This window comes from Shouchella rhizosphaerae, from assembly GCF_036700015.1.
GTDB lineage: Bacteria > Bacillota > Bacilli > Bacillales > Bacillaceae_D > Shouchella > Shouchella rhizosphaerae.
This window is the reverse complement of sequence record NZ_CP144921.1, coordinates 3,097,797-3,122,589: the sequence shown is the minus strand read 5'-3', so window position 1 is coordinate 3,122,589 and position 24,793 is coordinate 3,097,797. Positions and strand designations below refer to the sequence as shown.

The 24,793-nt window shown below is 45.0% G+C and carries 19 protein-coding genes; 6 read left to right on the top strand and 13 right to left on the bottom strand.

From position 1 onward, the window contains the following. The first annotated feature begins 71 nt into the window (after positions 1 to 71). The 3 genes from vanR (at position 72) to V5G21_RS15360 (ending at position 2,884) form a co-directional block, all read left to right on the top strand. The gene (gene vanR, locus V5G21_RS15370; protein WP_338464914.1) at positions 72 to 773 is read left to right on the top strand and encodes a vancomycin resistance response regulator transcription factor, VanR-F/VanR-M family; all 702 of its coding nucleotides are present in this window, start codon (positions 72 to 74) and stop codon (positions 771 to 773) included. Next, entirely contained in the window at positions 766 to 1,872 is a 1,107-nt protein-coding gene (locus V5G21_RS15365) for a sensor histidine kinase (protein ID WP_035203825.1), read from the top strand. Before vanR ends, V5G21_RS15365 begins: the two co-directional genes overlap by 8 nt. 97 nt (positions 1,873 to 1,969) lie before the next feature. Beyond that, a complete protein-coding gene (locus V5G21_RS15360; RefSeq protein WP_011246027.1) occupies positions 1,970 to 2,884 on the top strand; it encodes a D-alanyl-D-alanine carboxypeptidase family protein in 915 nt (304 codons plus the stop codon). 119 nt (positions 2,885 to 3,003) lie between these two features. Here V5G21_RS15360 and V5G21_RS15355 read toward each other — a convergent pair whose 3' ends face one another. Next, the gene (locus V5G21_RS15355) at positions 3,004 to 3,690 is read right to left on the bottom strand and encodes an ArsR/SmtB family transcription factor (RefSeq protein ID WP_035203803.1); all 687 of its coding nucleotides are present in this window, start codon (positions 3,688 to 3,690) and stop codon (positions 3,004 to 3,006) included. A gap of 95 nt (positions 3,691 to 3,785) precedes the next feature. Between V5G21_RS15355 and V5G21_RS15350 the strand changes: the two genes are divergently transcribed. After that, entirely contained in the window at positions 3,786 to 4,406 is a 621-nt protein-coding gene (locus V5G21_RS15350; RefSeq protein WP_095236981.1) for a flavin reductase family protein, read from the top strand. A 99-nt stretch (positions 4,407 to 4,505) separates the two neighbouring features. Here the strand turns inward: V5G21_RS15350 and V5G21_RS15345 are convergent, their stop codons facing one another. The 6 genes from V5G21_RS15345 to V5G21_RS15320 all read right to left on the bottom strand — a co-directional run bounded on the left by V5G21_RS15345 (position 4,506) and on the right by V5G21_RS15320 (position 18,226). Continuing rightward, positions 4,506 to 5,201 (bottom strand): ABC transporter permease, encoded by a 696-nt coding sequence (locus tag V5G21_RS15345; protein ID WP_063608679.1) that lies wholly within the window; start codon positions 5,199 to 5,201, stop codon positions 4,506 to 4,508. A gap of 5 nt (positions 5,202 to 5,206) precedes the next feature. After that, the gene (locus V5G21_RS15340; RefSeq protein WP_095236982.1) at positions 5,207 to 6,136 is read right to left on the bottom strand and encodes an ABC transporter ATP-binding protein; all 930 of its coding nucleotides are present in this window, start codon (positions 6,134 to 6,136) and stop codon (positions 5,207 to 5,209) included. 111 nt (positions 6,137 to 6,247) lie between these two features. After that, entirely contained in the window at positions 6,248 to 7,180 is a 933-nt protein-coding gene (locus tag V5G21_RS15335) for a sensor histidine kinase (RefSeq protein ID WP_257007098.1), read from the bottom strand. Continuing rightward, positions 7,177 to 7,872, bottom strand: a complete 696-nt coding sequence (locus V5G21_RS15330; RefSeq protein ID WP_095316653.1) for a response regulator transcription factor — start codon at positions 7,870 to 7,872, stop codon at positions 7,177 to 7,179. Before V5G21_RS15330 ends, V5G21_RS15335 begins: the two co-directional genes overlap by 4 nt. Positions 7,873 to 8,042: 170 nt before the next feature. Then, entirely contained in the window at positions 8,043 to 17,552 is a 9,510-nt protein-coding gene (locus V5G21_RS15325; RefSeq protein ID WP_338464911.1) for an isopeptide-forming domain-containing fimbrial protein, read from the bottom strand. Between the two features lie 113 nt (positions 17,553 to 17,665). After that, positions 17,666 to 18,226, bottom strand: a complete 561-nt coding sequence (locus tag V5G21_RS15320; protein WP_011246016.1) for a class D sortase — start codon at positions 18,224 to 18,226, stop codon at positions 17,666 to 17,668. Positions 18,227 to 19,072: 846 nt separating this feature from the next. Between V5G21_RS15320 and V5G21_RS15315 the strand changes: the two genes are divergently transcribed. Further along, on the top strand, positions 19,073 to 19,279 hold the full coding sequence (locus tag V5G21_RS15315) for a sporulation histidine kinase inhibitor Sda (protein WP_011246015.1): 207 nt from the start codon (positions 19,073 to 19,075) through the stop codon (positions 19,277 to 19,279). Between the two features lie 172 nt (positions 19,280 to 19,451). Further along, a complete protein-coding gene (locus V5G21_RS15310) occupies positions 19,452 to 20,237 on the top strand; it encodes a lytic polysaccharide monooxygenase (RefSeq protein ID WP_011246014.1) in 786 nt (261 codons plus the stop codon). Between the two features lie 164 nt (positions 20,238 to 20,401). On the opposite strand, the gene srlD is transcribed toward V5G21_RS15310, so the two are convergent. The 6 genes from srlD to V5G21_RS15280 all read right to left on the bottom strand — a co-directional run bounded on the left by srlD (position 20,402) and on the right by V5G21_RS15280 (position 24,617). After that, on the bottom strand, positions 20,402 to 21,184 hold the full coding sequence (srlD, locus tag V5G21_RS15305; protein ID WP_011246013.1) for a sorbitol-6-phosphate dehydrogenase: 783 nt from the start codon (positions 21,182 to 21,184) through the stop codon (positions 20,402 to 20,404). Positions 21,185 to 21,203: 19 nt separating this feature from the next. Then, on the bottom strand, positions 21,204 to 21,560 hold the full coding sequence (locus V5G21_RS15300; RefSeq protein WP_011246012.1) for a PTS glucitol/sorbitol transporter subunit IIA: 357 nt from the start codon (positions 21,558 to 21,560) through the stop codon (positions 21,204 to 21,206). A gap of 88 nt (positions 21,561 to 21,648) precedes the next feature. Further along, complete coding sequence (gene srlE, locus V5G21_RS15295) at positions 21,649 to 22,650, bottom strand: PTS glucitol/sorbitol transporter subunit IIB (protein ID WP_011246011.1); 1,002 nt, start codon at positions 22,648 to 22,650, stop codon at positions 21,649 to 21,651. Then, on the bottom strand, positions 22,643 to 23,212 hold the full coding sequence (srlA, locus tag V5G21_RS15290) for a PTS glucitol/sorbitol transporter subunit IIC (protein WP_063608601.1): 570 nt from the start codon (positions 23,210 to 23,212) through the stop codon (positions 22,643 to 22,645). Before srlA ends, srlE begins: the two co-directional genes overlap by 8 nt. Further along, on the bottom strand, positions 23,212 to 23,661 hold the full coding sequence (locus V5G21_RS15285) for a transcriptional regulator GutM (RefSeq protein ID WP_063608602.1): 450 nt from the start codon (positions 23,659 to 23,661) through the stop codon (positions 23,212 to 23,214). Before V5G21_RS15285 ends, srlA begins: the two co-directional genes overlap by 1 nt. Beyond that, the gene (locus V5G21_RS15280; RefSeq protein ID WP_011246008.1) at positions 23,661 to 24,617 is read right to left on the bottom strand and encodes a sugar-binding transcriptional regulator; all 957 of its coding nucleotides are present in this window, start codon (positions 24,615 to 24,617) and stop codon (positions 23,661 to 23,663) included. The genes V5G21_RS15285 and V5G21_RS15280 overlap by 1 nt, the downstream gene beginning before the upstream one ends. Positions 24,618 to 24,793 lie beyond the last annotated feature (176 nt).

The window sequence follows — 24,793 nt, the reverse complement described above, 5'->3', positions numbered from 1 at the left end:
GTTTGTTATAATGAAGCCGTATGAAGAATGTCGTTTCATAAATGGAAAAAATTTTATACAGGAGTAAAAAAATGAAAACGATATCGATTTTAATTGCAGATGATGAGGAGGAAATTGCTGACCTGCTTGCTATTCACTTAGAAAAAGAAGGATACAGTGTAGCAAAAGCAGCAGATGGACAAGAAGCGATTCACATTGTCGAAACGCAGCCCATCGATTTACTTATATTGGATATTATGATGCCGAAAATGGATGGCTATGAGGTAACCCGGCGCATTCGTGAAACGCATAATATGCCGATCATTTTTTTGAGTGCGAAAACGTCCGATTTTGACAAAGTACATGGACTGGTTATCGGGGCAGATGATTATATAACGAAACCGTTCACGCCGATTGAATTGGTTGCCCGTGTGAATGCCCAACTCCGCCGTTTCATGAAGTTAAATCAGCCTCGTCCAGCGGTTGATCCTAAAACACGGTTAGACTATCGCGGGTTAGTTATTTCTCTTGAGCAACGTACAGTCATCCTATACGGAGAAAACATTGAACTTACTCCGAAAGAGTTTGATATTTTATATTTATTAGCAAGTCACCCAAAGAAAGTGTTTAGTGTGGAAAATATTTTCAAGCAAGTATGGGAAGAAGCCTATTTTGAAGGGGCGAATACCGTTATGGTTCATATACGGACACTGCGGAAAAAGCTTGAAGAAGATAAACGGAAAGATAAGTGGATTAAGACTGTTTGGGGAGTTGGGTATGCATTCAATGGCTAAAATGATGCGTAGTTTTCGTGCTAAAATGGTGGCCTTATTTGGATTAAGCATGTTTTTATCAGCAGTGATCACATACGTACTCTTTAAAGGATTGCAGTTCTATTATCACACCGGGGTTGAATACGGGGATCCGGTTACGCACATTCGTAACTGGATAGGTGGATTCGGCGACTTTAACATCTTTTTTGTTTTGTTCATTTCCCTTTCTTTCCTGTTTTTCTTTCTCCTGACAAAACCCTATTCGATCTATTTCAATGACATTTCAAACGGCATTCGCCACCTCGCCCGGGGCGACTTTAGCCATACCGTCGATATCCAGTCAAATGATGAATTTAAAGATATTGCAAAAGACATAAATTTGGCCAGTAAAACATTGCAAGAGGCGATTCAACGGGGAGACTTTTCCGAAAGTAGCAAAGATCAATTAGTTGTCAATTTAGCTCATGATTTGCGGACACCCCTTACCTCTGTTCTCGGTTATTTGGATTTGCTCCTAAAAGACGAACAGTTAACGAAAGAACAAGTTAGACATTATTTAACCATTGCCTTTACGAAATCCACACATTTAGAAAGACTAATTGATGAATTATTTGAGATTACGAAAATGAACTACGGCATGCTTACAGTTGATAAAACCACAATCGATTTAACTGGCCTCCTTCACCAATTAAAAGAAGAACTTTATCCTATACTTGAAAAAAATCACCTAACGGCCCGGATGAATTGTGAGCCCGATTTACTTATGAGTGGGGATGGTGATTTGTTAGCACGTGTATTTGAAAATTTGCTGACGAATGCGATCCGTTATGGAAGCGATGGTCAGTATATTGATGTCAACGGCTTTATCGATGAAAGCGGCGAGGTCGTTGTTCAAATAGTCAATTATGGCAGCAGCATTGCTGCAGAGGAGCTTCCTCATCTCTTTGATATGTTCTATATTGGCGATAAGGCACGAACCGATAGAGAAAATCGGACAGGTCTTGGTTTATTTATTGCCAAGAATATCGTCGAGCAGCATCATGGATCGATTGCGGTGGAAAGCAATGTCATACAGACTACTTTTGAAGTACGTTTGCCTAAAGAGGACGATTCGGTTTAAGAAAAATTTAATATTTACCCTACCTCTTTTTTAAATACTTTTACCTATGCTTTAAGCGAAGACATGAAAAATAGCTTAGGTGAAAGGTAGAGGTTGTATGGGAAAGGCTCCAACGTTTGTAAAGATTTCCGTCATTATAATGATTATGATTATACTCGTGGCATTATTTAAAGTCGCAGATAAAGGAACCAGCGGTGTAAAAGAGTCTTTTCCTTTCTTTCGTACGGACGAATATGTCAGTCCATACATTTATGTGATGGAGCGAGAAACAGGGCGTGTCGTTTATGAAGAAAATGCCGAGGCTAAAGTATATCCTGCATCGCTTACAAAGATCATGACCACCATTGTAGCCCTTGAACAGATTGAGGATCTATCTGCCATTGCCCCTGTCGATGTAACTACGTACCACGAAATGGTTGCTAGCAATGCTTCCATGGCCGGTTTTTTTGGCAGGGAGGACGTAACGTACCGTGACCTTTTATATGGCACGATGTTAACATCAGGTGGAGAAGCAGCAAACTCGTTAGCGGTTCATGTAGGGGGAAATGTGGAAAATTTTGTGCAGATGATGAATGACAAGGCTGCTGAACTTGGATTGAATGGCACGCACTTCACAAATCCAGAAGGTCTTCATAATGAAAAGCAATATACGACCGCTTCTGATATCGCTAAGCTTTTAGACTATGCCTTAAACAACAGTGATTTCAAGACTATTTTTACAACAAAGATGTTTCAAACAACGCCAACCGCCGAACATCCTGATGGCCTTTTACTACAATCCACTGTTCTCACATTCCTCCATAAAAAAGAGCAAGATAGGTTTGACATTCTTGGTGGAAAATCAGGCACCACCTACGAAGCAGGACAATGCTGGGCCACACTTGGCTTGGTCGAAGATACCGAATATATAACGATCGTGATGGGGGCTCCCTTAAAAGACATTAGCCATCCTGATCGGGCCCAAATCGCCGATACGCTCAAATTGTATCGAAAAATCGAGTCTAGTGAATAAAGTGATTGCAGCTGAAACGGCTGCAAGTCGCTTGTAAGAGAAAAGCCAAGTCATGTGATTCACTGACTTGGTTTTTTCTTCTGTCCGATTTGGCAGTTGAAAACAGCGCTGCCGCGTCCCTACATATCGATTGAAAACGTTTCTTTTAAGCCTTGTTTTCCTTCGTCTGTAATTTGAATCGCTCTTGTTTTCGGCAAACGTTGTACCCAATTTAACTCGATGAACCTTTCTAGCAATGCATTCCCCAATGCTCCAGCAAGATGGTGGCGCCTTTCACTCCAGTCTAAACATTTGTGTGAAAAGGAACGGCGTTTTTTCCTGGCGTTTTCCAGGTTAATTTGAAAAGCTTGAAAGAATTCCTCTCCTGATTCAGTAACGACAAAGCCGTCCTTGTCTTCACGAATGACATTCATGTTGAGCAAAGAATCGGTTACTTTCACTCCTAAAGCGCCGGCGAGGTGGTCATAGCACGTTCTTGCCGAACGGATTGCTTTGTCTTGAGAGGCTTGATTGAACGACTTGATTTTTTGTGGCGGCGCAATCGATAAAAGCGACTCCATTATTTTTGCGATTTCTGGATCTTGAATCCCATAGTACCGGTGTCTCCCCTGTTTTTCGACAACAATGACATGGGCTTCGACCATTTTTGCTAAATGGAAGCTCGCTGTTTGTGGCTTGATGCCTGCCATATAGGCCAACTCACTTGCGGGATGGAAACGACCGTCTAATAAGGCGGTTAATATCGCCGCACGAGAAGGTTCGCTTACAAGCGAGGCAACGATGGCGACATTTGGATTGGCATTCATTTGAACACTCCCTCATGTAATCGATATTTCGATTATAATGGAAGTATTTATATTCTACAATCGACTAGGAAGGACAACAGAGGAGGAACAAATGAATGGAACAAGCAGCTCAACGCATTCATACAAAAACAATTAATCCGAGCATTTTATACTACGGAACGCCTGTCGTTTTATTAACAACACTGAATGAGGACGAAACCGTCAATATTAGTCCGATCTCGTCTTCATGGGCATTAGGAGACTGTCTCGTGTTGGGCCTTGGACTTGGGGGAAAAGCAATTGAAAATATAGAACGCCATCCTGAATGTGTCTTAAATATACCAAGCCCTTCCTTATGGGAAAATGTCGAACGGTTGGCTCCACTAACAGGGAAACAGCCCGTTCCAGAAGGCAAGAAACAACTTGGATTTACGTATAAAAAAGACAAGTATGGCAGTAGTGGCTTAACGCCCGCTCCGTCTGAAGGAGTAAAACCGACACGGATTTTAGAGTGCCCGCTTCAAATTGAAGCAACGGTGAAACACATTCGCATTCCAGCGCATTCGCCCGATTTTGCGATTGTCGAAACACAAGCAGTACATGTACATGCTCATAAAGAAATCGTGCTTGGCGAAAACCATATTGACCCAAGTAAATGGAGCCCGCTCATTTATAATTTCCGCCATTATTTTGGCGTAGGCGACCAACTGGGAAAAACGTACCGGGCGGAAACATGAGTACGCTTTATGATTCGGATCATCAAATAAAGCCCGATTTTCTCTTAAACGAGAGTAAAATCGGGCTTTTCGTTGTCTCACGCTTCGCTAACAAGTTCATCATAGTACATCTGTTTTTTCAACAGAATGAACGGCGATCGCAGCAATGCAAAGTCCTACAACTGCCAATGTGAACGGAATGTAAATAATAGTAGCAATTGAAAAGCCTGGGTTGTAAGAGCTAATTAGGGCGACAATGATGATCGAGGATACAATCGTTGCTGGCACTGATTTTTGGCGCATCCCAAAATACAAAGGGATTAAGCTTGTGCCTGCGGCAGCTAATGCATACATGCCCGTACTGCTCACCTTTTCAATTAGCATCGCGAAAGTGACGGTTTGGTCAACGACTTGCAGGACTGAGTTTCCGAGCCACAATGCAGCGCTGACAACGATGTCAGAGCCTAAAATTGTCACGAACGTAAGCAAAAACACAAGCGCCAGTTTTGCCGAAAGCAGTTTTTTCCGCTGCACAGGCAATGCAAATAAAATATTGATCGTCTTGTTTTTATATTCCTCAATCACCAGCTTTGCCAGCAGCACAGCCGCAAACACAATAAACACGGCGCGGACAAACAAGCCACTAATAAAAAACCCTTCTTCCAGCGTATAAAAAGGAATGTCTTCGACCTCAAACTTGCCCATAAACATAAGGGCATAAACGGTGACCACGATTAGAAAATTGGCGACAATCGCTCCTTTCCAATACCAACCTAAGCTTGCTTTCTTTAATTCTAGTTTTAGTAAATGATACATGGCTTTCACTCTTCTTCCTGTGCTTTTTCTTGGTCAAGCACTTGATGGAAATATTCTTCTAACGATTTGTATTTTTTGCTGATCGCTTCAATTTCAACATGATGGTCGAGCATCGCCTGTGTGATTTCGTTTTGCCTATGACCGGCCTCATAGACGCGAATCGTGTTGTTGTGGAGTGCTTTGAAATTGCTTAACTGCAGCACGTCTTCCAACACAAAGCATGCTTGTTTTTGATTTTCAGTTAAAATTTCGATATATTCTGTATTTTCCTCTTTGAGCGCTTTCATAGAGATTTCCTGAAGCCATTTTCCGTTTTTGATAACGCCGATACGGTCAGCAAATAGCTCGACTTCGCTAAGCAAATGGCTTGAAACAATCAACGTTGTCCCGTATTCTTGGCTCATCATTTGAAACATCTCTCTCACTGTTTTAATGCCTGAAGGGTCTAACCCATTCATCGGCTCATCCAAAATCAACAACTCTGGCTTCACCAACATCGCCCGGGCAATGCCGAGCCGTTGTTTCATACCGAGCGAAAACGTATGGACAGGCTTGTGTTGGACTTGCTCCAATTGGACCCATTCCAGCACTTCGTTTATCGCTGTTGGCTCATAATAGCCCATGTACTCAGACACCAATTGCAAGTTTTGCCGTGCTGTTTTCTTTTCATAAAAAGTAGGGTATTCGATCATGCTGCCAACACGGCTTAAATACTGATAAGACGAAGCCTTTATTGGCTCTCCAAACATGTCAATTGTCCCGTAACTCGGTTTTACTAGATTGGTCAGCATTTTCATAATCACGGTTTTCCCTGAACCATTGGGGCCGAGTAGCCCATAAATTTCCCCTTTCCGGACACTCATCGTTACATTTGAGACCACTTCGTGCCCGGCTATGAATTTTGTCACATCGTGTAAACGTACAATCTCCTCCACTATGTTCCTCCTTCTGATCACTTGATTCGTTTATTAGTATAGAACATCGATTTGTCTTTTTTCTTTATCCTTTCTTACAAATTTCTTAACCGGCTTTTTTAGGGAGTGGTCTTACCTGATTTTTTTGAACGTGCAACGAAAGATCGTTTTCTGATAAGGAGTACTGATCGCTGTTATTGTCCCTTTCATGGCGACGACGAGGCGCTTCGTGATGCTTAGTCCAAGCCCGCTGCCGTGGAAGGCTGGGTTTCTAGCGTCATCCAACGTATACATGCGCTCAAATATCCGCTCTTGTTCTGTTTCGGGAATGCCTTTCCCTTTATCCCAAACGTCAACGACCGCTTGTCCCTCTTCTTCCGTTACCGACAGGCCAAAGACATTGCCTTCATACCCATAACGAATCGCATTCGCGATCAAATTGCTCAACACCCGTTCGAGCCCTTCTTCATTGCCTTGAATGTAAATCGGCTTCTCTGGTATGTCAATTTGTACGTCCATTCCTGTTGAAGCCAACCACTCATAATGGTCAAGCACGCTTTGGCGGCAGACTTCATTTAACTCCATTCGCCTTAATGGCAACAGCTCATCGCCTGCTTCTAGCTTTGCTAAAGCAAAGAACTTATTCATTTGCGAAATCACCTGTTCTGTTTTCTCATGAAGGCGGCCAATGATTCGCATTCGTTCTTGTTCAGGCATTTCTCGGTCTAGTTCCAGCTTTTCAATGTAAGCAATCATCACCGTCAATGGTGTTTTTAAATCATGTGAAATATTGGCCAACATTTTACGTTGTTCCAGTTTGGCTTTATGGTAATGAGCCACTTGTTGTTGATTCAAAGTGAGCAAGCGGTTGATTTGCGCAAGTACAAGTTGGAGTTCCTTTTCATCTGTCGCCACAAGCAATTTGCCGCTTGTTTCCTGGTCAACGAGCGCTTTAAGCTTTTCTTCGATAGCAAGCAAACTTTCTTTCGATTTTCTTTGCCGATAAAAATGCCAGCCTATCATAAACACAAACGCTAGGGCGAAGACGACCGTTGCCACACTCATTGTGGTGCTCCTAGTTTATAACCGATTCCCCAAACCGTTTCGATAATCTCAGGTTTGGACGGATTGGTTTCAATTTTTTCCCGCAAACGCCTAATATGGACATTGATGACGTTCTCTTCACCAAGATACGGTTCATTCCAAATTTGTTGATAAAGCTGTTCTTTTGTAAACACGCGCTTTGGGTTTTCCATAAAAACGTGCAGCAACTGAAACTCTTTTGCCGTCAGCTTCACCGCTTGCCCGTTTTTATAAGCCATAAACGCATCTACATCCAAGCGGATGCTTCCGCGCTGAAGGACTCGTTCTTCCTTAGCTTCCGCTACAGTGTAGTCGGTAGCACGCCTGATCGCTGCCTGTACCCGAGCTGTCAATTCAATGAGCGAAAACGGTTTGGCGATGTAATCGTCTGCCCCAAACCCTAGCCCAAGCGCTTTATCTAAATCGCTTCCTTTCGCGGAAAGAATCAATATTGGCACAGAACTATGTACACGGATTTGCTTTAAAAGCGTCATTCCGTTCATTTTCGGCAACATTAAATCGAGCAATACTAAATCCACGTCGCCATTTGCAAACAATCGGGCCGCCTCTTCTCCATCGGCTGCTGTCAATACCCGATATCCTTCATTCTCTAAATGCGCTTTTACTAAATCGCTAATTTCTGGATCGTCCTCAACGAGCAGGATTTGCTTCACTGGTAAAACCCCCTCTTGCAAAAGTTTACCACGGGCACCTGCCCTACTCAACTTGTTGGAAAAGCGGCTGTCTCTTTTAAGAAAGTTTATTATATGCTAATACGAAGCGTACACCTGTTTTTAACATAGAAAAAGGTGAAGGGCATCCGCCCTTCACCTTTTCGTGTTGCTTATGCTGCCTTTTTCCTTCTAAGGAACCAGAGAATGGCTCCAAGAACGAGTAGGCTTGCACCAATGAGAAGCAAATTGTACGTGCTTGTCGCTGTTTTCGGCAACTTGCTTCCATCTGACGGCGACTTGTCTCCTGGTGTCGGCTCTTGAGGTTTGTTCGTGCCGCCATTACCTGGTTTTGGCTCTTCTGGCTTATCGCCAGGAGTCGGATCGACTGGATCTTCTTTGTCTCCATCGCCAGGTGTTGGTGGTGCTGGTGGTTCGGTAATTTCGATTTCTGCTTCAGGTTTGTCTGGATCGTCAATGTTGCTGCCATTTACTGTTGCAACGTTTTTAATCGATGTTCCAGACTCAATGGTTGCTTCAAATGTGACCGTACGCCATTCCGTGTCAGTAATAGTGCCAAATTCAGCTGTAACTGTACCGTCTTCGAAAGTGGCTGTACCGCCTTCACTTACTTTTAGACTGCCTTCAACGAATGCTAAGCCTTCTGGAAGTTGGTCGATGATCGTTAAGTCTTCTACGGCACTATCTTCAACCGTGTTGCGCGCTTCGATCGTATATACGACCGTGTCGCCGACTTCGTAACCGTCTTTGCTCTCATCTGCATTTTTCGCTGACTTTTTCGATTCAAGCTTCGGCTCTTTCGGATCAACGTCTACTTCGTGTTCTGGCTTGTCTGGATCCTCGATGTTACCGCCGCCTACGGTTGCAACGTTCTTGACTGTTTTGTTCGCAAAACCTGGTTCAATTGTTGCTTCAAACGTGACCGTGCGCCATTCGGTGTCTTCGACATTGCCGAATTCGGCTGTAACGGTGCCGTCTTCATAGGAACCTTCGCCACCTTCGCTTACTTTCAGGCTGCCTTCAACAAATGCTAAGCCTTCTGGAAGCTGGTCAGTGATGCGCAAGTCTTCGACTAAGCTATCTTCGACCGTGTTGCGCGCTTCAATCGTGTACACAACCGTGTCGCCGACTTCATAGCCGTCTTTGCTTTCGTCCGCGTTTTTCGCTGATTTTTTCGACTCGAGCTTCGGTTGTTTCGGATCGACATCAACATCTGTGCTTGGCTCATCTGGCTCGTCGATATTTGGCACTTCAACGACTGCGACGTTTTTGATCGTCTCGCCTACATAGCCAGCATCAATTGTTGCTTCAAACGTAACTGTGCGCCATTCGGTGTCTTTGACTTCGCCGAACTCAGCCGTTACCGTTCCGTCTTCAAAGTTTCCTGTACCGCTATGGCTTACTTCCAAGCTGCCTTCCACAAACGTTACCCCTTCTGGAAGAACGTCCGTAATGGTGAGGTTTTCGAGCAAGCTGTCTTCAACCGTGTTGCGCGCTTCAATCGTGTACACAACCGTGTCGCCAACTTCATAGCGGTCTTTGCTTTCGTCCGCGTTTGTTGCTGATTTTCTTGACTCAAGCTTTGGCTCACGTGGGTAGATTTCGACATCTTCACGTGGCTCATCTGGGTCGTCGATATTGTCGCCATCGACAACGGCTGTATTCTCAATATCTTTCCCTGCTTGACCTGGCAACACAACCACGTCAAATACGAGTGTATGCCATTCTGTGTCTTCAACATTGCCGAAGTGGCCCACTACTTTGCCGTCGACATAGTGGCCTTGATCGTCGTCTTCCTCATCCGTTACGGCTTCTCCGTTCACTTTCAGTGTTCCTGGAACATATTCCAGTCCTTCTGGAAGGACGTCAGAGATAGTGAGATTTGCGATCAAGCTGTCTTCGATTGTATTGCGTGTTTGAATCGTATACCGAAGTGTGTCGCCCACTTCTGGGTTGTCCTCATCGGTATTGCCGTCTGCTTTTTCAAGCAGTGCTGCCGATTTTTCTGATTCCGTTTTTGGCTTTTTCGGATCGACATCGACATCTGTGCTTGGCTCGTCTGGATCGTCGATGTTTGGTACTTCAACGAGTGCGACGTTTTCGATCGTCTCGCCTACATAACCAGAGTTGATCGTTGCTTCAAACGTAACCGTACGCCAGTCAGTGTCTTTAACTTCACCAAATTCAGCCGTGACCTTGCCGTCTTCATAGCTGCCTGTGCCGCCATGACTGACTTCCAAACTTCCTTCAACAAACGTCAACCCTTCTGGAAGGACGTCGCTGATTTTTAAGTTTTCAAGCAAGCTGTCTTCGACCGTGTTGCGTGATTGGATCGTATACACAACCGTGTCGCCGACTTCATAGCCGTCTTTGCTTTCATCAGCATTTGTTGCTGATTTTCTCGATTCTGTTTTTGGCTCTTTTGGATCGACATCAATGTCGGTTCCTGGCTCGTCTGGCTCGTCGATGTTCGGTACTTCAACGAGTGCGACGTTTTCGATCGTCTCGCCCACATAGCCAGAATCGATTGTTGCTTCAAATGTAACTGTGCGCCATTCGGTGTCTGTGACTTCGCCGAACTCTGCTGTTACAGTTCCGTCTTCATAGCTTCCTGTACCACCGTGACTTACTTCCAAGCTGCCTTCGACAAACGTCAGACCTTCTGGAAGAACGTCCGTAATGGTGAGGTTTTCGAGCAAGCTATCTTCAACGGTATTGCGCGCTTCGATCGTATACACGACCGTGTCGCCGACTTCATAGCGCTCTTTGCTTTCATCTGCGTTTTGAGCCGATTTTCTTGACTCAAGCTTAGGCTCTTTCGGATCGACATCAATATCGGTTCCTGGCTCGTCTGGCTCGTCGATATTTGGTACTTCAACGAGTGCGACGTTTTCGATCGTCTCGCCTACATAACCAGGGTTGATCGTTGCTTCAAACGTAACCGTACGCCATTCGGTGTCTTTGACTTCACCGAACTCAGCGGTTACCTTGCCGTCTTCATAGTTGCCTGTACCGCCATGGCTGACTTCCAAGCTGCCTTCCACAAACGTTAGCCCTTCTGGAAGAACGTCCGTGATGGTGAGGTTTTCGAGCAAGCTGTCTTCAACAGTATTGCGCGCTTCGATCGTATACACAACCGTATCGCCGACTTCATAGCCGTCTTTGCTTTCATCTGCGTTTGTGGCTGATTTTCTTGATTCTAGCTTTGGCTCACGTGGATAGATTTCGACATCTTCACGTGGCTCATCTGGGTCGTCGATATTGTCGCCATCGACAACGGCTGTATTCTCAATATCTTTCCCTGCTTGACCTGGCAACACAACCACGTCAAATACGAGTGTGTGCCATTCTGTATCTTCGACATTGCCGAAGTGGCCTACCACTGTGCCATCGACATAGTGGCCTTGATCGTCATCTTCCTCATCTGTTACGGCTTCTCCGTTCACTTTCAGCGTTCCTGGCACATACTCCAGTCCTTCTGGAATGACGTCAGAGATGGTGAGGTTTTCGATCAAGCTATCTTCGATTGTATTGCGTGTTTGAATCGTATACCGAAGTGTGTCGCCCACTTCTGGGTTGTCCTCATCGGTATTGCCGTCTGCTTTTTCAAGCAGTGCTGCCGATTTTTCTGATTCAAGCTTTGGCTCTTTCGGATCGACATCAATTTCCGTTCCTGGCTCATCTGGCTCGTCAATGTTCGGTACTTCAACGAGTGCGACGTTTTCGATCGTCTCGCCTACATAACCAGAGTCGATCGTTGCTTCAAACGTAACCGTGCGCCATTCGGTGTCTGTGACTTCGCCGAACTCAGCCGTTACCGTGCCGTTTTCAAAACTGCCTGTGCCACCATGGCTGACTTCCAAGCTGCCTTCGACAAACGTTAGCCCTTCTGGAAGTTGGTCCGTGATGATGAGGTTTTCAAACAAGCTATCAGAGACTGTGTTCCGTGCTTCAATCGTGTACACAACCGTGTCGCCGACTTCATAGCCGTCTTTGCTTTCGTCTGCGTTTGTGGCTGATTTTCTTGACTCAAGCTTTGGCTCACGTGGGTAGATTTTGACTTCTTCTTGCGGACGATCTGGCTCGTCCAAATTGTCGCCATCGACAACGGCTGTATTCTCAATGTCTTCCCCTGCTTGACCTGGCAATACGACCACATCAAATTCAAGGGTATGCCATTCTGTATCTTCGACATTGCCGAACTGGCCTACCACTGTGCCATCGACATAGTGACCTTGATCGTCATCTTCCTCATCAGTGACCGCTTCGCCATTGACTTTCAGCGTGCCCGGTACGTATTCCAAGCCTTCTGGAATCACGTCAGAGATGGTGAGGTTTTCGATCAAGCTATCTTCGATCGTGTTACGTGTTTGAATCGTATACCGAAGTGTGTCGCCCACTTCTGGGTTGTCCTCATCGGTATTGCCTTCTGCCTTTTCAATTAGGCTTGCAGCTTTCTCAGACTCTAACACTGGCTCTTTTGGATCGACATCAATTTCTGTTTCTGGCTCGTCTGGCTCGTCAATATTTGGCACTTCGACGACGGCAACGTTTTTAATCGTCTCGCCTGAATAGCCTGTGTCAATCGTTGCTTCAAACGTAACTGTGCGCCATTCGGTGTCTGCGACTTCACCGAAGTCTGCTGTTACGGTACCGTCTTCAAAGCTTCCTGTGCCACCATGGCTGACTTCCAAACTGCCTTCCACAAACGTTAGCCCTTCTGGAAGGACATCTGTGATGGTAAGGTTTTCAAGCAAGCTATCAGAGACCGTGTTGCGGGATTCAATCGTGTATACAACTGTATCGCCGACTTCATAGCGCTCTTTGTTTTCATCCGCATTTTGTGCAGATTTTCTTGACTCTAGCTTTGGCTCACGTGGGTAGATTTTGACTTCTTCACGTGGCTCATCTGGCTCATCGAGATTATCGCCATCAACGACCGCGACGTTTTCGATGTCCTTGCCAGCTTGACCTTCGCCAACGATGACTTGGAATTCAAGCGTTTGCCACTCGGTGTTCGTTACGTCACGGAAGGAACCAAACGCTTCGCCACCAACGTAATGGCCTTCGTCGTCATCTTCTTCATCGGTAACCGCTTCTCCGTTCACTTTCAGCGTTCCTGGCACATACTCCAATCCTTCTGGAATCACGTCGAAAATGACAAAGTTTTCAACAATGCTTCCTTCAAGTGTATTACGGGCTTGAATCGTGTACAGAAGCGTATCGCCGACTTCTGGGTTGTCAGCATCGGTGTTGCCATCTGCTTTTTCAAGAAGTGTTGCATTTTTCTCTGATTCGATTACTGGTTTTTGATACACAACCGGTGTTTCCACTTCATTGGTATCGGTTGTTTTTTCCTCATCTGCGAGTAAGTCTTTGTATTTAACGTTCGCTTGGTTGACAACAACGTCATTGGCATGACTTGCGAGCGTCTTGACTTTGAATTGGACAGTAATGCCTCCTGGCAAATCGGTTGTATTCGGCAGGTCGCCAAGTTGGATGATGACCTTATCACCATCAAAATGGCCAGCATCGTCACCGTCTGCATCGGTTAAATCACCAGCATTTGGTCCAGTAAGGATTTTAATTGAACCTGGTACATATTCGGTTCCTTCTGGAATCGCATCTTCAAAGACAGCGTTAGCCGCAATGTCCCCACCCGTGTTTTTCACTGTAACTTCATAGGTAAGCTCATCGCCAACAGACACTTCTCCTTCAGGAGAAACTGTTTTTTCAGCTTCTACACATGGCTCCGTTCCAAGGAAAATATCATCTAGGAAGTTACCTGCTCCTAAGCTGCCGCTTGCAGTAGAAACGGCTTCAAACCCGAAACGAGTTACGGTTTGTCCGGCTGGAACGGTATACGTTCCAGTGTACGTCCCCCACGCAGTGTTTCCATCCGACATTTGTTCGATGATTTCCGTATCATAAGGGTCGTCGGTTGCTTGGCCGATGCGAAGTTGCATCGTATCAACACCGTGGCGTCCCATATGTGACAAACGCCATTGGATCGTTTGGCCAGGAGTTGTCGCTACATCTTGATACAACAACCCGTTGTCAAACGCATTTAATTCGGCATAGCGGACACCATCAGGTGGAGCAGGGAAGTTTATTACTCCTTGTGGGTACTGCCGTTCATAATTCCAAATTTCAATAATTTTGACGCCTTGGCTATCATCCGTTGTCTGCCAGCCTGGTACCTCTTCCTCTAAGAAGAAATACGGAGCAGTATACGAGCCCTCAGTAGGCCCTTGTTCAAAACTACCGTTGATCAAGGCAACTGGTGCGGCACAAGCGTCAATTTCTTCCCTTTCAATGATAGGATTCGACACTTCATTCGTCTCAGTCGTTTTGTCTTCATCGGTCAACAAATTTTTGTAGCCTACGGTAGCTTTGTTTACAACCGTCTCGCCGACGTGGCTGGACAACGTTTTAACTTTGAACTGGACGGTAATGCCATCTTCAAGGTTCGTTGTATTTGGCAAGTCGCCAATGTTGATAATGACTTTGTCGCCATCAAAATGACCACCATCGTCATCGTCCTCATCGGTCAAATTCCCTTCTTTAGGACCGTTCAAAATTTTCATTGATCCTGGAACATACTCGGTACCTTCAGGAATGGCGTCTTCAATCACCGTATCCGCCGCAATGTCTCCACCATTGTTTTTTACTGTAACTTCATAGGTGAGCTGATCGCCTTCAAATACCTCTCCTTCTGGAGAAACGGATTTTTCAGCAACGACACATGGTTCTGTACCTAGGAAAACATTATCAAGGTAATTACCGAAAGCCAAAGCGCCAGTCGATGTACTAATGGCTTTAAATCCAAAACGTGTCACTGTTTGGCCTGCTGGAACCGTATAACTCCCTGAATACGTTTCCCATACACTCCCAGTTGAAATTCGCTCTATTTCTGGCGTGGTGTTGAATGGATCGGGCGTAACCGGTCCAATATTCACACTCATCGTATCCACACCAGTATATGATCTGTGATCTAAGCGCCAATAAATCGTCTGCCCTGGTACGGTCGGCAATTCTTGATACAACATACTATGTGTATCAGCATTTAATTCTGCAAATCTACTCGTTAGATTGTCTAGATTCTCAGCATTTGAAGGTATCGTGCTCGGCCGGGCAGGGTCCATGATTTGAATAATCCCTCTTGGTGTACGGGCGACATCAGTCGTTTCCCACCCTGGAACCGTGTCTGCATAGTAATAACCGCCTCCTGCTATCGCGTTATCATAGGTACCAGGTCCCTCCGGCAAATCAAACTCACCATTCACTAATGCCACTGGCTGTGCACATGCATCAATGTCTGGTGTTTCCACAATTTCATTTGTGACTTCATTCGATTGAGCCGACTGCTCTTCATCCGTTTGCAAGTTGCGATACTGGATGTCAGCTTGGTTCACAACCGTTTCACCTACGTGACTTTCCAATGTTTTCACCTGGAATTGCACGGTAACACCATCTGGCAAGTCCGTTGTCGTTTCCAAATTGCCGAGTTCAACAATGACTCTGTCACCATCAAAATGGCCAGCATCGTCATCTTCTTCGTCGGTTAAATCGCCTGTGTTTGGCCCAGCGACAATTTTCAAAGAGCCAGGAACGTATTCCGTACCTGCTGGAATCGCATCTTCAAAAACGGCATCGGCTGCAATATGCTCACCAACATTTTTAATCGTCACGTCGTATGTGAGGATATTGCCTGCAAACACTTCTCCCTCTGGTGAGACCGTTTTTTCGGCTTCAACAACGGGACCTTCACGTGGATAAACCTCAACGAGCTCGCTCGGTTCCTGCGGATCGTCGACATTGTTACCGTCGGCTAAAGCGGTATTTTCAATGTCTCTGCCTGCTTGGCCTGGCAATACGATGACATTAAATTCTACTGTATGCCAGTCTGTGTCGGCGACATCGCCGAAGTTGCCAACTACTCCGCCATCCACATAATGGCCTTCGTCGTCATCTTCATCATCGGTGACCGCTTCTCCATCAACTTGCAATGTGCCTGCCACATATTCCAAGCCTTCTGGAATCGTGTCGGAGATGACCATGCTTTGTACTAAGCTATCGGATACCGTATTACGAGCTTGAATCGTATAGCGTAGTGTATCTCCTACTTCTGCATGCTCTTCATCTGTGTTTCCTTCCCCTTTTTCCAACACTTCCACTGATTTCCTAGCTTCCAACTCAGGTGGAAGGGGGTCGAAAACAGGATAGACGCGTGAAGCTAAATCATAAACTAATGCGCCTGTATCAGAGCCGATGTATGTTGTTTGAAGTGTAGAAGCGCTGAGTACAAAATAGCTTGGTCCAGTTGAATTCGAACCACTTGATATCAGCATGTCACCGTTAGGTAAGAAGCTGAAACCTCGTACTCCTACATAATCAGAAACATTCACCCCATCTGAACTGGTAACAGGGACACTTCGTAAAACTTCCCCTGTAGTTGGATCGACTTGATAAATCATATCAGCATGAAGTGAAGTAAACCATGCGTATCCATTGCTATCAATAACCAAATCTGCTGCACGATCAGAATCGACACCCTTCATTTCAACAGAAGAATGCTCTCCGGTATTTAAATCATATGAACCAATATAGTACGTTCCATCTTCATTTGTGCCCATATAATAATACGTCGTGCCGTCTTGCGAGATAACGCCATTGTCAAGTAGTGGCGGTAAGCTCGTCACAGCTTCAGCAACACCATCAGGAGTAATTTTATAAAGCATATACTCATCATTAGCAGACAAGCCATATGCATAAAAGACATCCTCATCCATTGCGACAGCTAATCCGTTAGAAATGTGACCGCCACTAGGGACTCCGGTGATCGGTACTCTAGCCACAGGAGTTGAGCTAGGGTTGGTTCCACTATATTGATAAATATAAGCGTTTGGCCTTTCCCAAGCTATTCCATAAGAATCTGTATCATTAATGTCTAAAACGTTACTAACTTGGACTTCTTCACTTTCAGTATCTTCTGTAGATTGCCCTTCTTCTGAAACTTGTTCCTCTTCCGAAGACTCTTCACCAACGTTTTCCTCTTCTTGCTGGGCTTCTTCTTCAGTAGTCTCTTCTTCCGCAGGGGCTTCAGCATCAGCTAAAAGCGCGACTGTTACGGGTTCTGCTTTCTCGGCTAATTCGCCGTTGATGAATGCTTCTGCCACATGTTCGATTTCTGTGCCTGCTTCTACTTCATCTTGAAAAGCAGCGGTAATCTTCAGAGTGACATGTTGGCCAGCGACTGTGTCCAGTTGTTCTGGCGTAAGCTCAAGACTGACATCTTGTTCTTCTACAGTTGCCTCCAAATCGCTTTCTTCTTCATTCACAACGACTTCCACATTCTCAATCGCTAGTTGTTTATTGACTTGATTAAGAATCGTTAACGTTCCCTCATTCGATCCGCTTTCTGGGATCAACGCATCGACATTGAACGTAAAGGTGGCGCCTTTTTCAACTTCCTTGCGCTCTTCCCCATCGACATCTTGTTTGAGTTCAAGATCAGAAAGGGAAGGCGTTTCATTCGCTTGCGCATATTGCGCCGAGTAAGGAAGGAAGTTGCTAAGCGAAAGCAAGAAAACCATCGTAACAATGACGAGTTTTCTTAATTCCAGAAGTCTTCTCCTGGTCAATAGTTTTTTCGATTGCAACGTATTCGCACCTTCTTTTTTTAGTCTTCTAACACCTTCTTTTTCTGAAAATTTATTTGGTCACCATGGCCATCACCCCCTTAAAAGGATGTGTTTGCTGGTACGATGTTTGATCAGGCTTCATCCTCCAGTGGATATGCATAAATGACAAACCGTTCTGGAGCGTTGCCAATAAAGTGGAATGGGTAGCAGGTGCTGACCACTAGGACTTCTTCTCCCATTTTGCGGATCACCGACGTATCGTCTTCTGGCACGATTTCGGTATAAGCGATTTCATAGGTAAACGTTCCATAAGGCATTTCAACAATGAGTGCGTCTCCTATTTCTAATTGATCGAAATTGCGGAAAACGGTATCGCGATGTCCCGACAAAACAATTTGTTCATCCTGCCCAGGTAAAGCGGTCTCAGGCAAGTGGCCAACGCCAGCATCCAATGAATCAGGATCAGCCCCTTCAACGATGGGAAGCGTTCTTTCAAGCTTTGGAATCTCCAATGTCGCAAACGCCTCGCCTTGTTTAGCGGAAAAACCTTCTGACGACGCTTTTTCGCCAATCCGCGCCTGTGCTTCCGTCAATGACTGTTGTTCAGCTTTGTGTTGGCTGTATAACTCGAAAGCGAACCACCCTAGAAAAATGAGGCCTGCCAGAAGAAATAAGGAACCCAGTTTTCGCATATATGGCCCTCCAATTTTTTTATCCTAATTGCAACTATTAATAATTTGAAAATAAAGCAATTGTTTTATTTAGATAAAATGGGTAAAAAAAGGTGACATCTATAAATATATCAATCTATTTTTTAATTTAATTCGGTTATAGAAGCAAGTCAAGAGTTCTGAACAATCAAACAACTATAGCCTCTTTTAATTACGTTCGCATGGATTATTTGGATATTTATACCAATTACCAGGTATTATTAACTGATTTTTTATGCCTATTTTTTTGTCATTATTCATCTATCTTCGTTTGTTCATAAAAACTATAAATCTACTACAACTGAAATGATTTTAGGCTACATATCAGTGGTTCTTGGTTTGGCAATTAACCGCTTTAACGGCTTGAAGAGAGTAGGATTTTTTTCCTTCATGTTATCTATTTTTTCCCAACTACCCTTCGCAAGTGCAGAAATTTTGTCATAGGACTAATAGGATTTTAAGTGAAAGAACAAGAATAAGCTGATAAAGAAATCGCCCTCCAATCAATATACGAATGGAAAAACGCTGTATTCGGGACATTCGATAGAAAAATGAATGGGTCGATGTATGTAATTGCCGATTAAATTCGTTCACCAAACCAATTCACAAGACTTGCAGCACATATGCAAGATTTTTGTTATGAGTGACTTAGACCGATGTATAGGCATCATCACTACTAGCACCATAACCGCTGCTCAGCATCATTTTTGTTAAACGGAGAATCAGGATTAAGCCCGGCATAGACTTAGCGTCTTTTCTGCGTTTCTACGTCTCTGCCAGCTTGATTGATAAATGAGAGGCTATACTCTTAAAAAAATGGGGGATTTCATGAAAACATTGTCGGACAACATTTTAATTGAGGCGTGTAAAAATGCAATCAAGCTTAACCTTGATCCAGACTTTATTCATCTTTTACTCAAGGAATGTCAACGTCGAAACATTTCCATTTCACACCACTTGAATGGCAACGACCGTCAAGTACTAGATAAAACATGGAGTGAAAAGGAAGAGGATTCTACATATGAACGTTTTTAATCAATAGACAAGTCTATTCCGATTGACTCTTAAGTATAGACTGGCGATGCTTCCATGTTCTGAAATTAAAATAGATCATGATCACTGGAAAAAATTCGTTATAAAATTTGTATCAATGTTATATACATATTCATGAAAGTTGTAACAACCTAAATGTTTTAAGGAGGACTGTATGGTTAAAGAAAAATGGATGAAATGTTGTCGCGCCGTCTTGTTACAAACAGTCGTGTTTGGGTTGCTTGCTTTTGCAGGAGTCCAAGTTGCTTCCGCTCATGGGTACATTGAAAGTCCTAGCTCCCGTGGGCTCCTTTGCCAGCAAGGGATCAATCAGGATTGTGGAGCGATTGTTTGGGAACCACAAAGCTTGGAAGCGCCAAAAGGATTTCCAGGGCAGAGCGTTCCAGATGGCCAAATTGCCTCAGCAGGTGGCTTGTTCCCAAAACTGGATGAGCAAAGCTCAACTCGTTGGTCAAAAGTGCCGCTTACAAGTGGGACACATACATTTACTTGGCACTTAACAGCCATGCATTCGACAGCAAAGTGGCATTATTACATCACAAAACCAGACTGGAACCCCAATCAGCCATTAACTCGTGATCAATTTGTACTTATTCCCTTTTATGAGAGACATGACAATGGGGCGAGACCAGGTGAGAAGGTCACTCACGAAGTAACGATTCCTGAGCGTACAGGATACCATGTGATTTTAGGTGTCTGGGATGTAGCAGATACAGCCAATGCGTTTTACAATGTGATTGACGTACATTTTGGTCCTAACGATGGCACTTCGCCTGGCGAACCAAGCCCCCCTGACCCTGCGCCGGCCTATCCAGAGTGGAATGCAGGTACTGTTTATCTCGGTGGTGATCGCGTCACCTACGAAGGCCGTGCCTATGAAGCAAGATGGTGGACCCAAGGTGAAAGGCCAGGGACTGCCGAAGTATGGCGCCCCCTTTAACCGCACAGGAAATGATCTTTGGAAGAAAAATGGGACTACTAGTGAATAAAAATCTGCTGTATTTGAGTAAATAGGTGGTTGTAGTGATTTTAATCTGTCTTTAAAACAACATCCCCCTCCTTGTTTGGCCACATGCCAAAGCAAAGAGGGGGATTCTAGTTAACTTAAAACATCACTTGCCCGCCGGTAACGTTGATCGATTGACCAGTCATATAGGCGGCTTTGTCTGAACTATAGAAAACGACAGCATTGGCAACATCTTCATACGTGCAGCCCCTCCTTAGGGGCACTTTGTCGATGTAGACTTGTTCGACTTCGCTTTCTTTGATGCCAAGTTTTTTCGCATAGGAAGGGATTAAACTTTGGAACATCGGCGACGACAGGAGATTCCCTGGCATAATCGCATTGACACGGATGTTGTGCTCTGCTAAATCCAACGCCAAGCTTTGCGTGAGGCCGACGCCGCCGAATTTGGAAGCGGAATAGGCAACATTATGTTTGCTTCCGACTTTTCCTGACTTTGAATTAATTTGAATGATGTTGCCGCTGTTTTGTTTGATCATGATTTTGCTTGCTTCTCTAGCGCAGTAAAAATAGCCTGTCAAATTAACGTCTAGTGCCATTTGCCAATCTTTTGTCGGGAAATGATCAATTTTGGCGCTGCGGGCCACGCCTGCGTTGTAGACGAGCAAATCAAGAGATCCGAACGTATTGGCCGCCGTCTCCATCACATAAGCAACCTCGTCTTCTACCGTAGCGTCAAAGCCAATTCCAAGTGTTTTGCTTCCCGTTTGATTAGCAATCTTTTCGGCGACGGCTTCGGCTCTGCTCCCTTGCAGATCAGCGACAACGACATGATAGCCTTCTTGTGCTAATCGCCAGCTAATATGTTCTCCTAAATTTTGGCCGCCCCCGGCGACAACAGCTGTTTTTTTTGTTTCTGCCATGATATCTCCACTCCTTTATTTATCTAGAAATTGTAATGGTGTCTCCTTCTTTTAGTAGTGGCAGCGACTTTGCTTCGAGTGACAAAGTCCCTGGCAATTCCGCTTCCTTCGCCCCATCGGCTTTTATCGTTATATGCCCGAGGGAGCGTAAATTTTTTTCAACCGCACTGCCAACGGCTGTAACCACAAACGCTTGTCCTGCTAAAATCGCCGTATCGCCTGGTTGGATGTTGTCTATTAATTGGTTTTCCTGATGAAGGACACAATACTCCGCTAACTCTTCTGGCGCATTGTTTTTAAACAAGATCAATATATTCTCTGCCAAAAAATCGCTAGCAAGAGCGCCTAACTTTGTCACAGTTGTTTTGTAAATCATCGTAAATTTCCACCTTTTCGCTTTACTTTCCCTTTTGCAAAAATAGTGATTGCTTGTTAAGCACGTTTTAGCGGTCTCCCGCTATCTGTTATCCATCGTACATGCCGAAACTGGCTAGCCAAGCAACAAAGACAGTTGGCGGGCCGGTTAAGAACCTTCCATACAGAACGGCAGGAACACCGACTTCGACCGTTTCAGGCTCTGCCTCAGCTAAGCCAAGCCCTACAGGGACAAAGTCTGCAGCTGCTTGGGCATTAATCGCAAATAAAGCAGGCAACGCAAACTGGGGCGGAATGTTGCCTCTGCCAATTTCGACGCCGATTAGCGTGCCGATCACTTGGGCAATGACTGCTCCTGGTCCGAGAAAAGGAGACAGCAACGGAAAAGATACAATTGCTGATAAAATTAACAGTCCCCAAATCGTACCGCCAAGTGGCTTTAAGACATTGGCGATGACATCGCCTACGCCAGAAGCTAAAATCAAGCCAATTAAGAGCGACACAAATGCCATAAACGGCAAAATTGTCTTTAAGACGGTATCAATCGCTTCACGGCCAGCTTGGTAAAACACATTGACGATGCCGCCCATCATTTTGCCAATCTTCGCCATTAAGTTGTCGTTTTGCTCGGTTATTTTTTTGCTTGTGTCATAGGTTGCTTGTTTTGTAGCGGCGCTTTCTTCGGTTGGTATGCTTTGTTCTTGTTGATGTCCCTCTTTGTCGACGATCGTCAAATGGCTTGGTTTCACACCTGATACATAAATATCGGGGACGATGAATTTGGCCATTGGCCCGCTTTGGCCAGTCGGCATAATATTGATCGTCGGAATTCGTTTTTTTGGATATAAGCCAGCGCGGAGCGTCCCGCCACAGTCAATCACGACTGCTGCGATTTGTTCTTCTGGCACAGAAGTCGTAAACCCATTGACAAGCTCAGCCCCGCTAAGTTCCGACAACTTTGCAGCCACATCGGAAACGGGCCCGCCTGTAATGTTGACGATCTTATTTTTTTCAGGTGTTGGCGTAATCTCAAGCGGTCCTCCAAATCCGCCTGTCCCTTTTACGACTCGAACGGTTTTAAAATCAGCCATTGCGAACACCTCCTAACGATTCGCTCATAGACGTTTTCAACTTGACTTTCTGCTGCTTTTCTACATACGCGACCATCCAATCAGTCACAAGCCCACGGAACATATTCATGACGACACCGACGAGAAAATACCGTAGCGCTAGCTCAGCGGTGGAGTGGCCTAATTGCGTAATCCCGGCAGCAACGCCAAGAAAGACAAATAGTTCGGCCGGATTGACATGGGGAAACAACCCGTTCATCGAGTGGCAAGAATAGCTGGCCGACGCATAATAGCCAGGCTTGTACCGTTCTGGTAAAAAACGCCCTAATGACAACGTCATCGGATTGAGGAAGAAAAAAGTGCCAATAACAGGCAGGACTAAATACCGGGTAAAGATGTTTTTTGCTGATTTCATCGCCAATTTTTCAATTCGTTCTTGCCCGACAAATTGGACGACCGCATTCATCGCGACAAGCAGCATAATTAAAAGTGGGACGATATCACCGACTAATCCAACAAATGTGGATGCTCCTTCTTCAAATAAACCGATAAAGCCTTCGGCCATTTTTACGAGCCAATCCATTAGCTACTCACCTCACGCTTTCTTGTAAATACCGCCAAAAGTTGGCTAAGCGGGGCTTTCGGCGGTTTTACTTCCCCGCCGGCCTTAACGACGCGATAGACATGTTTTGCGTCCGCCAACGCTTTTCTCGTAAAGGGGTCCAACCGCCTTTCTACCCCTTGGTCGACGTAAAACAACGGCTGCCCTTTTAATGACGGCAATTCCTTAAACCTGGCAAAAATCGTCATTCCTTGCATTCGTTCAGCACGAATAATATTCGCTTTACGGTCTACTAACAACAGCAAGATCACGCCAGTACGGATGATTCCTTTTGAGCGGCCAATCGCCACTTGGCCTTCTTGCCGAAAGGAGCGATAGCGGTTGTTAAAATGCTTGATTTGCCAAAAACCAAGTACACTTTGCAACAGGAAACCGACTCCGAGACAGACAATTGCTAGCAAAATTGCCATTACTGATTCTCCTTCCACTTAATAAGTTCGATCGCTGTTTCTTCATCTGTAATCAAGTGGGAAATATAGCCTCCCTGCAAACCGCCTATGATCGAAGGTACTTTTTCTTTCGACTCGGCGATCGCGACTGTAGCCCGGTTTTCCTTTAAACGATCTAGCTCGACCGCAATCGTCCGTTCTCTTATAGGCGTTTGCACTTCTTTGCCATCAATCGTGTAAAAACGGGAAAGAATATCGCCAATCGCTTGTTTTTTCGCAAGCAGCTGCTGTTCAGCTTCGCCAATAAAACCGCTCCAAACTAAATTGGATGAACGGACGTGGGCACCGATGCCAATGACAGCGACGGTCATTTCCTCCCAAAGCTTTAAAACGTCTTGCAAGTAAGCCGATTCGCGAATGTCTTTTTGCGCGTCGGCTGACGTCACAATAGCCGCAGCATCGATATACTGTGCTTTGCCTTTAAAGGCACGGGCAAAATTGTAGACAATCGTATTGATATGATGCTTGACGTGCATCTTGCCAGGACCGCCTACGATTGGCACAAAAACGGTGTCACGCTTTCGAAAAGAACCAATCGTTTCAGCCATCGTTCCAAGGGTGTCTCCCCATGCAAGACCGATGACATCGCCATCAACGAGGAGGCTGTCGAGCAAATTCGCTCCTGATTCCCCTAATGCTTTTAGGCGCTCTTCTCTGCTCGCGTGACGGTCTACCGGGACAATCACAGCCTCGCGAATGCCGAACATGCGCGCCAACTTTGCTTCCAAATCAACGCGAAGACGCTGTGTGCTGGCAATTTTTATTTGCACAATTCCTGCCTCGCGTGCTTTTTGCAGCATTCTTGTCACCGTTGTCCGGTAAAGGCCTAGCCGTTTAGCAATTTCATTTTGCGTAAGCGCCTCCTCATAGTACATTTTTGCGACAATGACTAGTTGGCGTTCCTCTTGCCACTTCATACCTGTTTGTTCACCTTCTTTCGTTTGCACATATGTGCAACACTCGCTCATATGTGGTTGATAGATCGAATATAACCGCTTTCATTTCATTATGCAATTCGATTTGGCAAATGGAATAAAATTCAAATTCGATTTGCACATTTGTGTTCTTCTTTAGTAAGAAAGCGCAAAAAAAG